Source organism: Rhizobium sophorae, assembly GCF_013087515.1.
Lineage (GTDB): Bacteria > Pseudomonadota > Alphaproteobacteria > Rhizobiales > Rhizobiaceae > Rhizobium > Rhizobium sophorae.
In genome coordinates this window covers 1-19,581 of the sequence record NZ_JABFCN010000052.1, presented here as the reverse complement: position 1 = coordinate 19,581, position 19,581 = coordinate 1, and the positions used below count along the sequence as shown (strand labels likewise).

The window sequence follows — 19,581 nt, the reverse complement described above, 5'->3', positions numbered from 1 at the left end:
AAAATTCACTTTTCGACAGTTCGAATAACAGGCTCCAAAAACCCAAATTCATTCTGCTCGGCGAGTAATGGCCGCAGGTTGATCTTGTTCGCAACCAGTCACTTTTTCTTCGAAGGCATTCGCTTGCTTCGCGGGACAGGGTCGGGACGACGCACCTTGAGGCGCTTCGTCAGGTCGATCCCAATGACCTTGATGCCGTCAATATCAGGCCGCTTTGCGATGTATTCGTCCGCGAAGTCCTGCAGCGCGATGCAGAGTTCGGCGAATGTCAGCGCCGCTCCGGTGATCGGGTGCTCCCAGCTCTTCCGCTTCACGGCACGGTTCGACATCAGGAACACACCATAAGATGAACGTGCGTCCCGAAGATAATCGTTACATAGCTGGTTCTGCAGTCGCTCAAAAAGCTCCGACCCACTCCAATTGTCTGCGATTTTGAACTCGATTGGGACGGGTCCATGAATGTCGGTGGCATGGATCCTGAGGTCTGGCCTTTTTGCGTCGGCAAGCTCTTCCTCATTGGGCGCAAAATACCTGCCGTTCGACCTGTCACGAAACAGCTTGCCAAAGAAGTTTCGCTGCACAGTCTCGGCGTCAACCTTATGAACGATGCTGGCGATACTATCGTCGCCCTCCTCCAGTTCCTGCTTGAAATCCAGCAGCCGATTGCAAACGAGATCGTACAACTCGCGGAGGCTTCCAGGATTTCGATCAAGATCCCTTGTGAAGGCGTGAAAGTCAGCAGCTGACCAAGGCTTCAGATTGGCATCAGCTTCCGCACGAGCGAGAGCAGCTCGTCGGATATGTGGGCGGATATCCTGATCGACGTGAGTGTCGGCTAGTTCCATCAAGGCAACGAATGCTTCTTTGCCTTCGATCTCACCAAGCATGGTCAAGACCATGTCGCGTTCCTGTTGCGCGTGATCTCGTTCTTCCGGTGAATAAGCTCGCAGATGAACACGCTTCGTGTCCTCTGTACGCTTTATGTGGCGGCAAAGGATTTCGAAAAGCCGCTTCAGCGACTGCGGGGTTTTGAAACTCGTCCGCTTAGAGACCCAGTCGTGGTCGGTGGAGAGAAAACCCGAACTGGCGGCCATGGTGAAGTTTTTGGCGTCGCACTGGTCGAGGCCGAGCAGATGACCGTCAAGGAAGGCGATAGCTTCGGGCGCTTGAACCGTTAGCCAAAGTGCCACCCAAAGAGCGGTGTGGCTAGACGAGGCGGCGCCCTTGGTTTTGTGCTCCGCCAACGCTGCAAGCTCGGCATCGCTGATCGTGTCGTCTGCCGAAACGATCTTCAACGCACCCCTCAGTACGCCAAGGGAGCGGGGTTCTTGTGCGGTTAAAAGCCCGAGAAGTCGGCGCCCAAGCATTGGTCGAAGTTGTTCGCCATGCCACACCAAGTTGGAAATTACGTAGCTCTCGGAGTCCAGTTGAGCAAACTCCCATTCGATTTCCGTGAATAAGACTTCCACAACTTCCGATGGGAACTTCTCGGCCAGGGAACCAAGCCAGTCCGAGAAGCCATTCATTTCCCAGAGCGCATATCGTGCGGCAAGCTTGGCGTCTTCAGAAGACATGGCATCAAGCCACCCTTCTTCCTGGGCGTCGAACTCGAGGCCGGTCAACCCGAGATAGGTTTGGTGCGGGATTGAGTTCATGGTCTGCACGCCCTCGGATCGGAGCTGCGGAACATGATGGCGCCAGTATCGCTGAGCTCCGTCCTTGAACGCTTGGACGACCTCATGGCCGTATTCGGGAACTAGGCCTTGCCAGTTAGGATGCGCCAGGCGGTTTCGATCGAGATCGAGGTCTCTTAGCGCCTCTAGCATGTGAAGCTGAGCGTGTGTGACACCATCGGGTGGGGCTGCTCCCAGCCAACTGAGATTTTGCGAAATCCGAAGCTTGTACTGCGCGAGACGAGCCCCCTCCTCAAGTTCGCGCCTCTCCGTCTCCTCCTCATGCTCGCGTCTTCGACGTTGAAGCTCCAGCTGTTGCGCAGTCGGGTTTGGATTTAGAAACTCATCGAGGCGAGCATTCAGGTTCGTGTCGTCGCCTATGGCTTTTCGAATGGTAGGGAGGCTTTCCTCTAATGCTTCTGTCGGCGTAACTTTTATGGCAACCGATAGGGCAACGAAGCGGTCATCTCCCTGTCGGTTGGTGATCTGTTCAACGAACCTTGGAAAGTCGACGCTTGAGAACTGCCAAAACGATGGAAGCCCACTCACCTCCCACCAATTTGTGATCACACGCCCTTTAGCTCGCTCAGCTGAAATCTCACGCCAAAACAGTTGTTCATTCAGATCGCTCCAAGCCTTAACCATGGCTCCAAGATCGGTCTTGATCGAGCTACGATCATAAGCCGTCGATTTTTCGATAAGGGACATAATATCTAGAGCGTTAGTGGAGAGAGCAAAGGCGTCCTTCGCTTCCACAAGCCTTTCGCACGCCCTGGCGGCGACCGGCAAAAGCCAATAGACCTTATCAGAGACTCTGTAGTTCCGGCCCTCCTTGAAGGGAGTTTCGCGCAACTTCACGAGGATTTCGTCGACCACCGTGCGGCATTCAGCCAAAGGCAAGCCGTCGACGAACGCAACAAACCGAACCTTGAGCGACTGGAAGCCGTACTTGTCGGGCCCAAGCAAGTTCGCGGCAATGTCGATCGCGAGCTTCGGATCGAGAATTGCGCCAAGGCTGCGAAGGCATTCCCCGAAGATAACGAGATCCCGCTCGCCCAGCGATCCAAGCAAATTGTCGCGAAATTGGGCTAACTCGGCTGTTCCAGCCGTCGCGGCAACCACCTGAATAGCCGCGCCACGAGTTGTGCCGTCATAGGAGGTGCCAAGAGCAAACGCCTTCGCTTGCTCAAGGCACCCCCGCATGTTGCCTTGCCATGCCATGCGCAGCAGGGTGATCCGAACGACTTCGTCGTCCTTGTAAGCCGACAGGAGTTCCCTAATAGCTGGCCCCACGTCGCTCATCGCCATCCGCCCAACGGCCGCGGCATCTAGCAGTCTACCAAAGCGCTCCCGGTTGCGCCGTGAGCAGATATCCCTGATTAAAGCTTCGCGAAAGTCGGCGGGAAATGCGCTTGGGTCACCGCCCTCGGTCAGAACTTCGGGCGCAATCCGGGCGAGTTTGTTGCGGATCCTCTCATCCTTCAGCGCAATCCAAGGCAGCAACGGCCGCATCGCTGGAACGATAAGCTCGATGCCATATTGGCTCTTGAAAAAGAGCTGCTCCACCTGTCGCCGAGAGTTCCCTCGCTCTAATAGCTCCACTATCCATTCTGCGGCCAGGTATTCCCTCACCGACCGATGATGAAAACGGACCCGGCCATAAATGGCTTCATCGAAAATCGGGCGCGACAGGAGAGTTTGGCAATTACCCTCGGTCCACATGCCAAGGATCGCACCGACATCGATCCCATCAAGATCGCTGTCAGTTTCCGGAACCCGGAACTGCTGGTCTCGCAGGAGTGACGACGCCGCAGCAAGAATTTTCACTCCGAGTCTAGCACTATCCGAAGCAAGAGGTCTTGCCTGTGCTCGATCTTGGTCGCGCTCCTTGAGCTTCAAAGCGATGTCGTTTTCGACTAGCTCCAGTTGTCCGCCGATTGATCCGTTCTGGAGCCAATACTCCGCCAGATCCTCAAGGTCCTTGGGCCTGCTCGCAAAGCCAACGGCGTCAGCCCGTTCAACTGCGTGGTAAAAGGAATTTGTGTCATTGACTCCGAAGTGGGCGGCCAGGTGCCGAATGCGTGGCTCATTCAAAGGCAGCAGCGTGTAGACCCTTGCTCCGGTCCGCTTTTCCATTCCGTCGACCGCTTCAGTCACTGAGTCGAAAATTCTCTCCAGATTGTCAGCATTGAAGTGCGACGCAGTTTCCTCCGTCTCGGGAAGGGGCAGGAAATTATTGACCAACCTTAGATCACTCTCAGGTCTCCATTCGCTTGCGCGGCTGGTGATGATGATGTTGGCCCGCTGCGCAGCGTCTCCAAGCTTGCCAGAGAGATGCTTGATGGCCCGTTGGAAATTTTTCGCGCTGCCAAGACGCGCCTCGTCGACCGAGTCCAGCATGAACCATCCGGTATCAGTCTCGTTCAACCAAGTATCCAGTTCTCGCAGCGATCCCGTATCTGCCCCATCGAAGGATGCTTGCGTCACGCCGTCGGAAAGCTCCTCAAGGCGAACGAAGAAGGCCACTTTGCCCGACTCCCTAAGTTTCCGAACTGCCGCCTTGATCTCCTGCGTCTTTCCCGCGCCAGCTTCGGCTAAGACGATCGCCCGGCGTTCCTTGGCGAGAGCTTCCCAGCCTATTCCCGGACCCGCGTAGATCCAATCATCCATGTCCCCGCCTAGCCCGTCATCGAGCTGCACGAATCGACGATCGAGGTCCACAAATGCCTGTTTGTTCATCAGATAAACTCTAGAAGTGGCGGGAAATGTACGGCAGTAGTCGCCGGACATTAGAAAAGCGCAAAGTGCATTGCAAGTCGCTGCCGCAACCACCGGAAGCGTGGGCTCCTTCACTCCCCTACATCCGTCCAATCGTCCGGTGATGCCGCAAGCTACTCGATCATCTTCATGATGGACAGATACGGAACAAAAATCGGCCGTCGATTGAAAAATGCGGCCACTGCGCTAGCGGCCGCACGTGATTTAACCGTTGAAAGAAGCGTTGCAGGCGTCACTCACTTGGCTGTCGCCGCCTCTTCGATGATCTTCGCAACCTTCTCAGGATGGGAAACCATGACGACGTGCGATGCGCCCTTCACAACGACGGTATCCTTGGACTTCGCGCGTTCGGCCATCCAGGCAATTGCTTTCGGCGGGATGTTTTTGTCGGCGTCGCCATAGATGAACCAGGACGGGATGTCTTTCCACGCGGCATTCACGGACTTCTCCCCCAGGGCAGCCGACGTGACAGGGCGCTGGGTTGCCGCCATCAACTTCGCGGCAGCTTCCGGAACGTCGGCAGCAAACTGGCTATGGAATTTGTCCTGCTTAATATACAGGTCCTCGCCTCCATCATTCAGCGCTACAGGTGCCGCGAGCGTGCCACCAAGCGTGCTCCCAGGAAACTTGCCCGAGAGGTCGATGGCGGATTCGCCGGTGTCTGGCGCGAATGCAGAGACGTAGACCAGCGACTTTACCTTGGCCGGATCAGCGGCCTCGGAGATGACCGATCCGCCGTACGAGTGACCGACCAGAACCACCGGCGTTTTAAAGCTGGCGACGAGATGGCGCACATAGTCGCCATCGGATTTAACACCACGGAGAGGGTTCGCGACCGCTGTGACGGAGTATCCATCCGCTTCCAGCTTTTTGATCACCCCGTTCCAACTTGACGCTTCCGCGAACGCGCCGTGGACGAGGACGATTGCTGGCTTTTCGGCAGCATTCGCCGAACCGGTCATACCGAGCGCCGCGGCGCCGAGCAGTGCGGCAGTTATCAACTTGATCATGGGAATTACCTTTTATTTTGGGGAACGTTATTCGGTGAGGCAGGCCTTGCTTTTGCGGCTCAAGGTCACCCGTTTGTGGAACGAAGGGTCTCAAAGAGGAACCACACCCTCATCTCACCTTGGTCGATCCAGTTTTCGAGTAGGCTGGCGGTCGCAACATCGCGATGTTCGTCGCAGAGCTCATGCAGGGCCCGCATCCTGGCGATGAGAACGCCGTTGTCCTCCCGCAGCTCGGCGAGCATCTCATGCGGGTGAACATATTCTGCGTCGTTGTCAGCGATACGCTGCTGTCGCGCTATATCGCCGATGGAGCGCAGTGTTGTTCCGCCGAGCTTGCGAACTCGTTCGGCCAAGGGGTCCGTGATGGCAAACAGTTCTTCGCCATGGGCATCAAGGAGCAGGTGATAGCTCCGAAAGTTCGGCCCCGACATGTGCCAGTGAAAATTCTTGGTCTTCAGATAAAGCGCGAAGACGTCAGCTAGCAGCGTTGTGGCAGCAGCAGAAATGTCCTTCACCGCTTCCTCGCCCAACCCAGTCGGCGTTTTAAGCGCAGCGGCGCGGTGCAAGTGATCGATCTGGTCCATTGAAAACTCCTTCTGCGTTTCTAGAGTTCATTCCATTCTGCCCGATGCCATTGGATCGCTTGCTGGGAATGACTCCAGCAGCGCCTCATCAACGAGTTCATCTGCAGTGGTGCGTTTTGCCTGGGGCATCTCAAGTGGCATATCGGCCATCTCGGGCATGACTTCGATGCCATCGCGGACCTCGGCTCGACTGTCGAGATTTTTGCTGTCCATTTCTAGATCTCCTTTTGCCTTTGGTGATCTTTGCGAAATGCAACGAAAATATCTTGGACATTTCAGCTCCTGCGCCGTCTGCAACGGCGCCTTATCACTCTCGAAGATTGATAGCTGACCACCCATTTAGGATATCGCGGCACCGAGCGACCAGATCGCTGTCTCGATCCAGCAAGCTGACCATCCTTTTTGGGGGCGCTTACAGGACCAAAAAAGCGGCGCCCTAGAGGGCGCCGCATGAAAGGTGCGATAGGGGGATCACTCGGCCGCTTGTTGATGCTCAATGATCACGTCGTCGTCTTCCTCGGCTGTCCGCGGCGAATATCTCGATCGAAGAACCACATAAAAGACCGGCGTGAGAAACAGGCCAAACACCGTTACACCGAGCATGCCACTAAACACCGCTGTTCCAAGTGACTGACGCATCTCTGCGCCGGGGCCCTCCGCTATTGCTAGCGGTAGCACGCCGAAGATGAACGCCAAGGCGGTCATCAAGATCGGCCGGAGGCGGAGGTGGCTGGCCTCAACTGCGGCCTCAACCGCCGACTTACCATTTTCCTGGGCCTGACGAGCGAACTCAACGATCAGGATTGCGTTCTTGGCCGCGAGACCAATCAGCACAACAAAGCCGATTTGCGTCAAGACGTTGTTGTCCATGCCTCTCAGGTAAACACCCGTAAGAGCTCCGAGAACCGCAAGTGGAACGATCAGAATGATTGCCAGGGGAAGTACCCAGCTCTCATACTGCGCCGACAGCGCCAGGAAAACGAACACCACGGAAAGGGCAAAGATCCAGATCGCGCTGCCTCCGATATGCGTTTCCTGATATGCGAGCTCGGTCCACTCGAACGTGGTGCCTGGCGGAAGAACCTGCGCCGCAATGCCTTGCATCTTGGCAATCGCCTCGCCTGTAGAGACACCGGGAGCGGCATTCCCCTGCAGCGGGACTGAAACGTACATGTTGTACCTCTGCACCAAAGCGGGTCCACTAGCCTCCTTTATATCTGCAAGGGTTCCGAGCGGCACCAGAGCGCCGGTTGCAGAGCGCACTTTCAGATCAAGCATGTCGTCTTTCTCAAGTCTGAACTTCTTGTCCGCCTGAGCTCGGACTTGATAGACACGGCCAAAAGCATTGAAATCGTTGACGTATGATACACCAAGGTTGCTCGACAGCGTTTCGAAGATATTTGGGATTGGAACATTCAAGAACTGTGCCTTATCCCGATCAATCGACAAGAAGTATTGCGGGCTTGATTCCGAGAAGGTCGTGAAGACTCCGGTCAAGCCCGGCGTCTTGTTGGCCGTCACCATCATCTGTCTTGCCAGCGCGAGCGCACGCGTCATGCTGGAACTGTCCTGGTCCATCACCTGCATCTTGAAGCCACCGGAATTCCCGATGCCCTGCACGGGCGGCGGCGGAATGGCGATGATGAAGGCCTCGTCGACAGCCTGGAGGTTTTTGTAAAGCGTTTGAATAATCTTCGTTGATGTGTCCCCGCTCTTCAGTCGCTCGTCGAATGACTTGAACGGTGTGAAAATCACGCCTGCATTAGATGCGTTGGTGAATGTTGCGCCGCTGAACCCAGCGAACTGAACGGCGTTAGCGACGCCTGGGGTCGACCTCGCGATTTCACCCGCCTTTTTGATCACCGCATCGGTTCGTTCCAGCGAAGCTCCGTCGGGAAGCTCGACTACGACGATTGCATAGCCTTGGTCCATGATCGGGATGAAGCCACTTGGCACCTTCGTGCTCAAGAACCATGTGGCGACCAACAAACATGGGAAGACGATCAAGGCACAAGTCAGTCCGGTTTTCGTGCTAACGATATGACGGATGCTCGTTGAATAGGCACTACTCACTCTGTCAAAGCCGCGGTTGAAGAGCTCGGCCGACTTATGACCAATTCTTCCCGCGATGCTTCGCTTTACAGATTCGTGCTCATGCCTCTTCAGCACCAGTGCCGCAAGAGCAGGAGACAATGTCAGAGAGTTGATTGCCGAGATCGCCGTTGCGATCGAGATGGTCACTGCGAACTGCTTGTAGAACTGGCCGGAAATTCCGGGAATGAAGGCGGTCGGCACAAACACGGCGATAAGCACGAGCGAGATAGCGACGACGGCCGTCCCGACCTCGTCCATGGTCCGATGAGCTGCCCGCCGAGGGCTCATACCGGCGGCGAGGTTTCGTTCAACGTTTTCCACTACGACAATGGCATCGTCGACCACAATGCCGATCGCCAGCACCAAGCCGAACAGTGTCAGCATGTTCAGAGACATGCCAAACGCTGCGAGGAAGGCGAACGTACCGACAAGAGAGACCGGGATGGCGACGATGGGTACTATCGCGGTTCTCCAGGACTGGAGGAAGATGAGAACCACGAGTGCGACGAGAACAATCGCTTCGCCGATGGTGCGGTAAACCTCATCGATCGAAGAAGCCACGAAGTCGGTGGTGTCGTAGATGATGCGATACTCAAGACCAGGCGGGAACTGAGCTGACAGGTCCTTCATGATAGATTTGATCTGAGCTGCCGTTTCCAGCGCGTTCGTACCCGGCCGGGCAAAGATGCCCATACCGACCGCTGGATTGTTGTTCACATAGGCGTTGGTAACGTAATCGCGGGCTCCAAGCTCAATGCGAGCAACATCCTCGAGCTTCACGAGGCGCCCGTCGGGTGTCGACTTGACGATGACATATCGAAATTGTCGGGCGTCGGAGAAGCGGCCATCTGTCCTGACGGTATACTGAAACGGATTGTCGACCGCTGCCGGAGGAGCTCCGATTGAGCCGCCGGACACCTGAACGTTCTGGTCACGCAGAGCACTCACGACGTCGTTCGATGTCATGCCGTAAGAGGAAAGCTTTTCCGGGTCCAGCCAGATGCGCATAGCGTATTGGCGTTCGCCGAAGATTTGAATATCGCCGACACCCTGCAGGCGTACGAGCACATCTCGAACGCGGTTTCTCGCGTAGTTAGAGGTGTAGAGCTGGTCATACCTTCCGTTGGGAGAAAGCAGGTGGACCACCATCAGGAGGTCAGGCGAGCTTTTGTTCGTCGTCACCCCCAGTCGCTGGACTTCTTGCGGAAGTCTCGGGAGCGCAATCGCAACGCGGTTTTGGACGAGGACCTGCGCCTTATCCAGATCAGTACCCAACGCAAACGTGATTGTGAGTGTCATCGCGCCGTCGGCACTCGAATAGGACGACATGTACAGCATGTCTTCTACGCCGTTGACTTCCTGCTCAATCGGCGTGGACACCGTGTCAGCTATCGTCTGAGAATCTGCGCCTGGGTAAAAGGTGCGGACGACGATTGTTGGGGGTGCGATTTCCGGATACTGCGCGACTGGCAGTTCGAAATAGGCAATTGAACCCACGATAATCAGCAGGAGCGAAATGACTGACGCAAAGATCGGCCTGTCGATAAAGAAGTGTGCGAACCGCATCTCCGCTACTCCGCATTCACGGCGGTCAGTGGTGCTGACTCGACCGGATCTTCGTTTTCAGGCGGAAGGGTAATTTCTTTCGGATCGACCTTAACGCCTGGGCGGACGCGAACGACGCCCTTCACAACTAGACTCTCGCTACCGTCGAGGCCGCTTCTGACAACACGGTATCCGTCGATTTTCGGACCTGGCCGGATGGCTTTTGTCGATACGACATTGTCCTTGCCAACGACGAAGACAACGCGTTCGTCTTGATCGGAGCTAATAGCCTCGTCCGGTATCAAGATCGCCTTGTATGAATTTGAACCTTCAAGCTCGACCCTGCCAAACAACCCTGGCTGAAGCACGAAATCAGGATTTGCAAACCTGGCGCGGGCGCGAAGGGTTCCGGTCGCCGCGTCGACCTGATTTTCGGCGAAATCGAGCGTGCCGTTATAGGTCGTCCCGTCCCGGTCGCCCAGCTTCACCGAGACCTTCAAACCTCCGCCACCGCTCTGCAGGACGGAGCCATTTTTGCGAGCGGTTTCGGCGTAGCTCAAAAGACGACGTTCATCGATGTCGAAATAGAAGTCGATCGGGTCAAGCATGACGATCGACGTGAGGACCGTCTGGTCTGCGGTGACCAGGTTGCCGACAGAAATCATATGGCGGTCGATGCGGCCGCTCAGTGGCGCAACAATCCGGCTATAGGTCATGTCGAGCTCAGCGCGATCGACACTCGCTTGAGACCCTTGGAGATTTGCTTGCGCCGAGTCCAATTCCCTCCGCCGATCATCCAGGGTCGCAACCGTCTGGCTCCCCGACTTAACCAGAGCGTTGACGCGATCGAATTGGGCCTGCGCATAGGTTAAGCCCGCATTTGCTGCAGCGAGGCTGGCCTTAGCTTGGCTCAATGCGGTCACAAAGGGGCGTTGGTCGACCTTGAAAAGTTCATCACCTTCCTTGACCAACTGGCCGTCTGTGAAAGCAATGCTCTGCAGATAGCCACCGACTCGCGAACGGATGTCGACCTGTTCGGCGGCCCGAAACCGGCCAATGAATTCATCTCTGTCTGTCACGTCGCGAACCAGTGGCTTTGCTACAACCACCTGCGGAGCGGCCTCTTGGGCATTGACGAAGTCAGTCGGAGCTACCGTCCATCCGGCCATGCAAAGCGATAATACTAGAATTCGAGCTTTCATTTTCCACCTCACAAGTAGCAGCGCAACAAGGGTTGACGCCGACCTCGCATGAATGCGGGTCTGGCTTTGTGAAAGCAGACTGACAGCCTAGCAGTGCCAGTTATTGTACAATCAACGACTAGCGTCTGGCCTTTAAACTGCGCTCTTGACCGAAACGGGCCTTATGTCTCAAAGCTGGGGTATGCAGCAGTTTAAGACGGAGCAATTAATGCGATCTGTGGGCTTTATTCTTGAAGACGGTTTTCAGGTCATGGGTCTTGCGGCCCTTTCGGCGTTTGAATTCGCCAATCAGGGGCAGGGTACGGAGGCCTATAAGCTGACTGTAATGTCCGAGAAGGGAGGCACCGTTCGATCGTCGCTGAAGATTGGCGTGGAGACCGAACCCCTTGGTGATTTTCCGGACACCTTGATGGTTGTTGGCGAGCTAAACCCGAACCCTTCATCTCCCGTATTGCGAGATTACATTTCCAAGGCGGGTACAGAATCGCGGCGAGTCGCCGGGCTTTGCACCGGAGCTTTTCTGCTGGCCGAAGCGGGACTGCTGGACGGGAAGGTGGCGACTACGCATTGGGCACACGCTCGCGACCTTCAGAGACGGTTTCCCTTGGCGCACGTCGATGAGGATCGAATTTTCACGCACGATGGAAATATCTGGACGTCCGCGGGCATGAGCTCGGCGATCGATCTCACGCTGGCTCTGATCGAGGATGACTTTGACGCGGCCGTTTCACGGTCAATTGCGAGGAAGCTTGTCGTCTATCACAGGCGGCCCGGAGGTCAGTCGCAGTTCTCCGCGCTTTTGGAGCTTGAGCCAAGGTCCGACCGAATTCGTCGCGCTTTGATTTACGCGAAAGAGCATCTCCGCAATCCATTGACGGTTGAGGAACTGGCGGAGGCCGTTAGCCTGAGCCCAAGACAGTTCAGTCGCCTTTTCAGGGAGGAGACTGGCCAATCGCCAGCGAAAGCGGTCGAGATGTTACGTCTCGAGGCCGCGAAAGCCATGTTGGAAGACGGTCGCCACCCAATGGAGATTGTTGCTCGCGACACGGGATTTTCCGATCGAGACCGGATGCGCCGCGCGTTTCTTCGTACACTGGGACAACCTCCACAAAGCTTGAAGCGGGCATTAAAGCTCATGGATGGCGAAGATGTCGAGCTAGCGGACGCCTGAGTCAACGTCCTAAAACGACGGATACCCGTCATTTAAGACTAGCCGGATTCTGGCTAGAATAGGTGCGTGCTGCAAGAGGTACGTCGGGAACCATATAATGTCTTCAAGGCCAGAGATCCGCTCAGTCCAAACCAAGTATGGTGAAATCGCCATCCGGACCAATGGCGCAGAAAGTGGCACGCCGCTTGTCCTCCTTCCTCGTTTCAGAGCCACAATGGACGATTGGGATCCGGCATTCATCAAGTCGCTTTCCCGCGACCACCAAGTCGTGCGGTTTGACAATCCGGGCATCGGGCTGTCTCAGGGGCGTTCGCTCAACAGCATAAAATCCATGGCGAGCGTTGCTGCCGAGGCAATTCTCCAGGTCGCTCCGCGCCAAGCTGATGTTTTGGGCTGGTCTCTCGGAGGGGCGGTCGCCCAGCAGCTTGCCTTGGAGTATCCCCACCTATTACGTCGGATGATCCTAGTAGGAGCGACGCCAGGCGCCATCGCCGAAGGACCGCGCCAACAACCCCGTGTTGCCAAAGTTTTGGCGAAGCAAGAAAATGACGAACAAGACTTTCTCTACCTTTTTTATCCTGAGACCGAAGCTGCAGTGTCATGCGGTCGAACCTCGATCCGCCGGATCGCAAATCAGCCCCACAGATCTCCAGGAGTAAGCGCCCTCGCCTTTATGGAGCAAGTTCAAGCCTTCACGCGCTGGCCAGGGATCCTACACCGAGCAAGAGAACTTAAGTTGCCAATACTCGTCGTCGCGGGCGCACAAGATATTGTGGCTCCAGCCTACTGCTCGTTTGTCCTGTCTCAGCAGGTCCCCGACGCGAAATTCATCGTCTACCCAGACTCGGGTCACGCGTCGCTCTTTCAACATGCCGAAGAATTCATTGAGGACGCAACGCGCTTCCTCGAAGCGTAAACGAAACATCGAATGTCCGAAATCGCCGTTTCAATGACATTTGAGCCAGCACGATTTTCCGCCATCATCCTCCCATCGAAACGCGGTTGCCCAGCCAGAAAGTTGGCGCCGAAAATAGATGGAGCGACTTATGAAAATGACTGGCAACACAATCTTCATCACGGGCGGCACTTCGGGGATTGGACGCGCCCTTGCTGAAGCGTTTCACAAGCTTGGCAACAAGGTGATCATCGCCGGGCGCCGCAAGGCCCTGCTTGATGAAGTCTCGGCCGCCAATCCAGGGATCGACGGGATCGAGCTGAATATTGCCGACGCTGCGGATATCGAGAGGGTGGCTACAAAGCTGATCTCGGAATATCCGAAACTCAACGTGCTCATCAACAATGCGGGTATCATGCCGTTCGACGATCCGGCAGGCAAAATCGACGATTCCGTTTCGCAGAAGATCATCGAGACAAATCTTCTTGGCCCAATTCGCCTGACTTCGGCGCTTGTCGACCACCTTAAGGCTCAACCGTACGCGACGATCATTCACAACACGTCAGTTCTTGCCTTCGTTCCGCTCGCTGGCAACGCCGTGTACTCCTCGACCAAGGCTGCGCTGCATTCCTATTCGCTGTCCCAGCGTTTTGCGTTGCGTGACACGAACGTGAAGGTTCAAGAGATCGCTCCGCCGTGGGTCGACACAGATCTTGTTAAGAAGAGCGGCGATCCACGGGCAATGCCGCTGGACGTGTTTATCGAAAAAACCATGGCGGGGCTCGCCACTGAGGCTCCAGAGGTCTTCGTCGAAGAAATCACGGCTCTCCGCGACAACCCTGGCCTGAAAGAACATCAACTCGTTCACGACTTCAACGCGGCCCTCGTGGCAGATCCAATCCCTGTTTGAGCATCGGACCGTAACGATCGGCCTTCCCGCGGTTAGACGGGAAGGCCGAGAAGAATGCAGTTAAGGGTACCTCACCATGTCTGACCGACTGAATCTGACACCCAAGATTCCCACTGAGACACTTTCCCGGACGCTGGAAACCCCTGAGCCAACGCCGTCCTTGATGCCTGCCTATTTTCTAGCTCTTGGAACCTTCGCGATAGGCACAGAGGGTTTCATGATCGCACCTTTGTTGCCGACGATTGCCTCTGATCTCGGCATGAGCCTGTCAGCGACCGCGATGCTCGTGGTTGTCTTCACGATCACTTTGGCCATAAGTTCCCCGATCACCACAGTGATTACTGGACGTCTAAATCGCCGTGACACATTGTTAGTTGCCATGACCATTTTCGCCGTGGGCAACTTCGTGGCAGCATTCTCGGCAACGTTCTCCACCCTTCTAGTTGCTCGCTTACTTATGGCCGTGGCAGCAGGACTATACGTTCCGAGCGCGAACGCTCTGGCTGGTACAATCGCCGGGCCTGCTCGAAGAGGAAGAGCGCTTGCTATCGTCAGTGGTGGCATGACCATCGCGATCGCTTTGGGGTTACCGCTTGGAGCCCTGGTCGGTCACGCCTTTGGATGGAGGACGACGTTTCTCGCTGTCGCTGTTATGGGCCTTGTGGCGATCGTCGGTATTATCGTGGGGATCGTCCGCACGGCAGGTGAAGGCATGTCCGTCGCAAGTTTGTCGGAGCGCGTGGGCGTCATTCGGCAAGCGCCAATTCTCAAATTGCTTGCCGTCACTCTGTTCTGGTCAATTGGCGCCTATACCGCCTACCCTTACATCGCACCATACCTCACCACGGTCTTGGGTTTCGGTACCTCAGGAATTGGCGCCACGGTCTCAATGTGGGGATTTGCGGCAGCGGTAGGTGTCACGACTGGTGGCGGCCTGAATGACCGGTTCGGATCAGGAAGAGTCGTGACGGCGTCACTCGTTCTGCTCGGCTGTTCCTTCACTGTTTTGGCAACGGTGACCGTCCTTGGTCCAGCAGCGGCTTTAGTACCTGCCTTAGTGGCTATCGGCGTCTGGGGTTTCAGCGTCTGGTCCTTCTTCCCCGCTCAGATGGCCAGATTGATTGCGGCATCGTCCCCTTCTCAGGCTTCGGTATCCCTATCCCTGAATACTTCGACAATGTATCTAGGCTTCTCGATCGGAAGTGCGCTCGGTGCGGGGATTATTGGCCTCGACGCTGTGTGGGCCATTGGTGTTGCTGCTGCTGTCGCAGAAGCAATCTCGCTAGCGCTAAACTACCTTTTCGCGAGGAAATAGCACTGGCAGTGAGGGCATAATTTCCCTGATACCCAAACATCAGCCTTTTGCCTGTCGGCCCGACAAACTCAGTTGTCGGGCCGATTGCTGTGTCACTGGCGACCAGCTGCATCGAGGGATGCGAACTCATCGTCACTAAGTTTGATGCCTGCCGCAGCGACATTTTCTTCTAGGTGGCTTACCTTCGACGTGCCCGGAATCGGGATAATTACGGGGCTTCGTTTCAGCACCCACGCCAATGCGATCTGGCTCGGGGTCGCTTCGTGGTTCTCAGCAATAATGTCAAGCACGGAGCCACGCTTGGTGAGTTGGCCAGCTGCCAGCGGGAACCACGGGATAAAGCCGATCCCATTCTGCTCGCAGTAATCAAGAACGTCCTCGCTGGACCGATCGACCAGATTGTATCGGTTTTGAACCGTTGAAACTTTGAAATATTTAGAAGCCGCCTCGATCTCCTCGACTGAGACCTCGCTCAGGCCTGCATTCAAAATCACGCCAGTGTCGAGCAGGCTTCGGATGGCGACAAACTGTTCATTGCGTGGGACACGCGGGTCGATCCGATGCAGCTGCCACAGCCCAATCTTCTCGACGCCAAGTCGCTCGCGACTTTCGTGAGCACGTGCAACTAGCTTTTCGGGGCGGCCATCCGGCGCCCACTGATCGGGGCCGGGACGGGTCAACCCGGCTTTCGTGGCAATCAACAGCCCATTGTAAGGGTGGAGAGCTTTTCGGATGAGCTCTTCTGAAACGCCAGGCCCATAGGAATCGGCCGTGTCAATGAAGTTGACGCCCAACTCTGGTAATTTCTTGAGTGTCCGTTCGACTTCATCTGGGTCTTGTGGCTGACCCCAAACTCCTCGACCGGTGATCCGCATTCCGCCGAAACCCAACCGATTGACCACCGTCGAGCCTATAGCAAAAGTTCCGGCTGCGGCTGCATTTGATTTCTTATCTGACATTGCTGAGATCTCTCAATTGCGAAGATTTTTGACGGCCCGACAGGCACTTCCCCCCCTCGTACAGGCGCTGGCCCGGGCTTTATTGTAAGATTGGAGCGTTTTGGGTTGGGTATGAACTGCCAACCAGTCGTTGGGGTGCCGGATATTACAATCGATCCAAACAGCACTGCATCAAGGTCCGCTTACAATCAGAATACATCCTCGTATGTCGAGCGGAGAAGACAATGCGATTTGAAGCGACAACCTCTTTGGCGGTTCAGGCGACCGGGCCAGCCGAAATTGAATTGACGCGCAGGGAACTACGGAACCCTCCCGCAGAAAGCGTGCGGATCTTCGAATGAGCGACAACGTAACGACCTTGTCGCCGACGTCAGCCAAGGCGCCACCCTCACCTGTCTCGCCCCTTCCTCCAAGCCAGCCCAGCCTAATAGCAAGGCTTTTCATACCGGCCACGGCAGTAATCCTGGCTGTAGCTGGTGTTGCATACGCAAACGCGCACTGGAATGGCTGGACCGCGTCTGCGACGACGCAGACGACCGATGACGCTGCCGTCGGGGCAGATTTCAGCACGATGAGCGCACGGGTCTCAGGAAATATTCGGACAATCGCCGTTGATGACTATCAACCGGTAAAAAAAGGCGACCTGATAGTAGAGATCGATCCCAGCGAATACGACGCGGCCCTCGCCCTTGCGACAGCAAATTTAGAGGCGGCAAAAGCATCACGCGTCAACCTTGGCAACCAGGAAAACCTGCAACGCGCGGTAATCAAGGCCGCTGAGGCACAAAACGCCTCCGCACTTGCGGTGGAGGAACAGACACGCCTCGAATTCGAACGACAGAAGAACCTTGGCCAAGCAAGCACGGAACAGCGCCTCCAGCAGGCTCAAGCATCGTTTCTGCAGGCGCAAGCCTCTGTCGCGTCAACAGCCGCAGCGATCGAACAGCAACGGGCCCAACTCCAAGTCTTGCAAGGTCAAGAGCCATTGTTGAATGCGCAGATAGATGCGCAGGAAGCCAATTTCACGACCGCCCAGCTCCACCAAAGGTACTCGCGCATCTACGCACCGTTCGACGGCGTAGTTGGCAAAAAGTCGGTCCACCTTGGCGACTACGTGGGCATCGGCGGCAGTATCGTTGCGGTCGTTCCAATCCCGAATGTGTACGTAACCGCAAACTTTAAAGAAACACAGCTTAGCAGGATGAGTACGGGGCAACTCGTTGATGTCCGCATTGACACTTTTCCCGGCAAAATCCTGCAGGGTAGAGTCGGAAAGCTTTCACCCGCGAGCGGCTCAACGTTCGCGCTGCTGCCGCCAGACAATGCGACTGGCAATTATACGAAAGTCGTCCAACGGGTTCCCGTTCGGATCGAATTTATAAGCGGCCAACCACTCGTTCGATCCCTACGCCCAGGGATGTCTGCTGTCGTGACGGTTTCCACTCCGGACACCAACCCATGAATGGCGCCGCCTCGACCGTGCTGGGGCCCTTATCACAAGACACGACGACGAAACGGCCGATACTCATCGTTGCGGCTCTTCTGTTGGCCGCATTTGTGGTGGGTTTCGATACCCGCGTCTTCACGGTCGGCCTTCCCGACTTACGAGGAGCGTACGGTTTTGGCGCCGACGAAGGTGCTTGGTTCGCCACTGCAGCCAACGCGCCCCAGATATTTATCGCATCGGCCGTCGCTTGGTTGATGACGGTCTATGGCGTTCGCAGGGTGATGATACCTTCGAGCCTCGTTTACGCGGCTCTCTCATTTGCGATTCCTTCTATCCATAACCACGACCTTTTGTTCGCCGCACACATTGTTCGAGCGCTTCTCCTTGGCGTCTTCGTTCCCGCCACGCTGATGATCATTTTCCGCAACCTTGCTCCTAAATACTGGATCATCGGCCTTGGGATCTACACACTTCGTATTCCCCTGTCCCAAAGCATGGGGTTTGCACTGGTCGGATACTACGGGGACGTCCTGGGATGGCAGTGGCTTTACTGGCAGGATGTACTTGTCGCTCCGCTGATCGCCTTGCTTGTAGTGTTGGGCGCCCCAAGGGAGCCGATTGACAAGTCACTTTTGGCGAACGCAGATTGGGGCGGAATGCTCCTACTCGGCGCGTCGATGACATTCATCTATATCGCGCTGGACCAAGGCAACCGGTTGGACTGGCTTGAATCGGGGCTGGTCGAGTCATTGTTCCTCGCTGGAGGGCTTCTATTTGTCGCCTTTCTCATAAACGAAAGCATCGTGTCGAGGCCGTGGGCACATGCCAGCGTCCTCGGTTCTCGCAACGTTATTCTCGGCCTGGCCGTTGTCATTGTCTTTACGTTTGCCAGCAGTGCTGGAAGCACCCTCATCCCGGGAATAATGCAGACCGTGGGGGGACTGCGGCCGTTCCAGATAAGCGGCGTCTTTATCGTTTACGCAGTTATTCCGGTAGCAATGATTGTAATGCTCTCAGGATTTGTCCTGACGTATGTTGATGCGCGAGTGACATTGATCGTGGGTTTGTCCGCGAGCGGCGTCGCTGCTCTTATCGGTTCAAAGGTCACCTCGGATTGGTACCCCGACAGTTTCGGGCTGATCGTGCTGCTGCACACGACCGGCCAGGTTCTGACGTTCTACGCATCGTTCGTCTTCTTGGTTGGAAATTCGGATCCAAAACGCTCGACCGCGATGTCGGCATACATTCAGGTCGCTCGCCTTGGAAGCGCTGAGCTTGCGGCTGGACTGATGGGGACCTGGATTCGCCGAAGGGAGCAGTTCCATTCAAATGTTCTTGGCGCTCACCTGACAAATGACAACCCGCTGTATAAGCGAAGTCTAGCCGCTTTGAACGACGCGCTGGGTCACAACGGCAGTGGTACCGCGAAAGCTGTCGGTACGCTTGCCACATCCGTCCGATCGCAATCCTACGTTTTGGCCTACAGCGACAGCTTCATCATTGCATTCTGGTTTTCCGTCGCTGGGCTGGTCCTGGTAGCGTTTATGAAGGCTTCACCGCCCAGCCCATTGAGCCCGCGTCCGATACTCAAGCCCAGAAAGCGTGAGGGATATGACGAGCGCCGCGACATGGACGAAAGCCGGAGCGAGCCTGGACGATAACATTAAGACCTCGGCAATTTCCATCACAACATGAAAAGCTCTAATATATTGAGCGTTCGGTACAGAGAGAGCTGATTGTGAAAATCGAAATAAAGAAAATAGAATCCGATGAGAATTCTCTTATGGATGGCATGCTCGATGTCTTTGCAGAGGCTTTTGACGATTCTGAATCCTATTCGAGTAAGCGTCCAACGCCACAATATATGGCTAAGCTGCTAAAATCCGAGAGCTTTGTTGGCCTCGTAGCCGTTCAAGAGGGCCAGGTAATTGGTGCGCTGGTGACCTGCCACGGGTAATTTCCTCCAGATTGCATTAGAGTCCGGCCCATCAAAGGACG

Annotated in this window: 14 protein-coding genes; 7 read left to right on the top strand and 7 right to left on the bottom strand. The window is 55.8% G+C overall.

The annotated features are described in order from the left end of the window. Positions 1-98 precede the first annotated feature (98 nt). From hyoA to G9X64_RS29165, 6 genes are all read right to left on the bottom strand, one after another. Positions 99-4,412 carry an NACHT domain-containing antiphage protein HyoA gene (gene hyoA / locus G9X64_RS29190; protein ID WP_171377911.1) on the bottom strand — a complete coding sequence of 1,438 codons (4,314 nt, stop codon included), beginning with the start codon at positions 4,410-4,412 and terminating at the stop codon, positions 99-101. A 275-nt stretch (positions 4,413-4,687) separates the two neighbouring features. Then, positions 4,688-5,461, bottom strand: a complete 774-nt coding sequence (locus tag G9X64_RS29185) for an alpha/beta fold hydrolase (RefSeq protein ID WP_171377910.1) — start codon at positions 5,459-5,461, stop codon at positions 4,688-4,690. A gap of 65 nt (positions 5,462-5,526) precedes the next feature. After that, a complete protein-coding gene (locus G9X64_RS29180; RefSeq protein ID WP_130794315.1) occupies positions 5,527-6,045 on the bottom strand; it encodes a Dps family protein in 519 nt (172 codons plus the stop codon). A gap of 27 nt (positions 6,046-6,072) precedes the next feature. Continuing rightward, positions 6,073-6,258, bottom strand: a complete 186-nt coding sequence (locus G9X64_RS29175) for a hypothetical protein (protein ID WP_130794317.1) — start codon at positions 6,256-6,258, stop codon at positions 6,073-6,075. Positions 6,259-6,516: 258 nt separating this feature from the next. Continuing rightward, on the bottom strand, positions 6,517-9,705 hold the full coding sequence (locus G9X64_RS29170) for an efflux RND transporter permease subunit (RefSeq protein WP_168317612.1): 3,189 nt from the start codon (positions 9,703-9,705) through the stop codon (positions 6,517-6,519). 5 nt (positions 9,706-9,710) lie between these two features. After that, the gene (locus G9X64_RS29165) at positions 9,711-10,886 is read right to left on the bottom strand and encodes an efflux RND transporter periplasmic adaptor subunit (RefSeq protein ID WP_512700266.1); all 1,176 of its coding nucleotides are present in this window, start codon (positions 10,884-10,886) and stop codon (positions 9,711-9,713) included. A 208-nt stretch (positions 10,887-11,094) separates the two neighbouring features. Here G9X64_RS29165 and G9X64_RS29160 point away from each other — a divergent pair, with 208 nt between their 5' ends. The 4 genes from G9X64_RS29160 (at position 11,095) to G9X64_RS29145 (ending at position 15,177) form a co-directional block, all read left to right on the top strand. After that, entirely contained in the window at positions 11,095-12,057 is a 963-nt protein-coding gene (locus G9X64_RS29160; protein ID WP_130794321.1) for a GlxA family transcriptional regulator, read from the top strand. Between the two features lie 97 nt (positions 12,058-12,154). Then, positions 12,155-12,973, top strand: coding sequence for an alpha/beta fold hydrolase (locus G9X64_RS29155; RefSeq protein ID WP_171377909.1), 819 nt, complete (start codon positions 12,155-12,157; stop codon positions 12,971-12,973). Between the two features lie 130 nt (positions 12,974-13,103). Then, entirely contained in the window at positions 13,104-13,862 is a 759-nt protein-coding gene (locus G9X64_RS29150; RefSeq protein ID WP_168317610.1) for an SDR family oxidoreductase, read from the top strand. 76 nt (positions 13,863-13,938) lie between these two features. After that, positions 13,939-15,177: an MFS transporter gene (locus G9X64_RS29145; protein WP_246271052.1), complete on the top strand. Its 1,239-nt coding sequence runs from the start codon at positions 13,939-13,941 to the stop codon at positions 15,175-15,177. Between the two features lie 92 nt (positions 15,178-15,269). Here the strand turns inward: G9X64_RS29145 and G9X64_RS29140 are convergent, their stop codons facing one another. Beyond that, complete coding sequence (locus G9X64_RS29140) at positions 15,270-16,136, bottom strand: aldo/keto reductase (protein WP_125849275.1); 867 nt, start codon at positions 16,134-16,136, stop codon at positions 15,270-15,272. A 337-nt stretch (positions 16,137-16,473) separates the two neighbouring features. Between G9X64_RS29140 and G9X64_RS29135 the strand changes: the two genes are divergently transcribed. From G9X64_RS29135 to G9X64_RS29125, 3 genes are all read left to right on the top strand, one after another. Continuing rightward, a complete protein-coding gene (locus tag G9X64_RS29135) occupies positions 16,474-17,598 on the top strand; it encodes an HlyD family secretion protein (RefSeq protein WP_171377908.1) in 1,125 nt (374 codons plus the stop codon). Then, complete coding sequence (locus G9X64_RS29130) at positions 17,595-19,244, top strand: MFS transporter (protein ID WP_246271050.1); 1,650 nt, start codon at positions 17,595-17,597, stop codon at positions 19,242-19,244. The genes G9X64_RS29135 and G9X64_RS29130 overlap by 4 nt, the downstream gene beginning before the upstream one ends. Positions 19,245-19,321: 77 nt before the next feature. Beyond that, positions 19,322-19,540, top strand: a complete 219-nt coding sequence (locus G9X64_RS29125; protein WP_171377907.1) for a hypothetical protein — start codon at positions 19,322-19,324, stop codon at positions 19,538-19,540. Positions 19,541-19,581 lie beyond the last annotated feature (41 nt).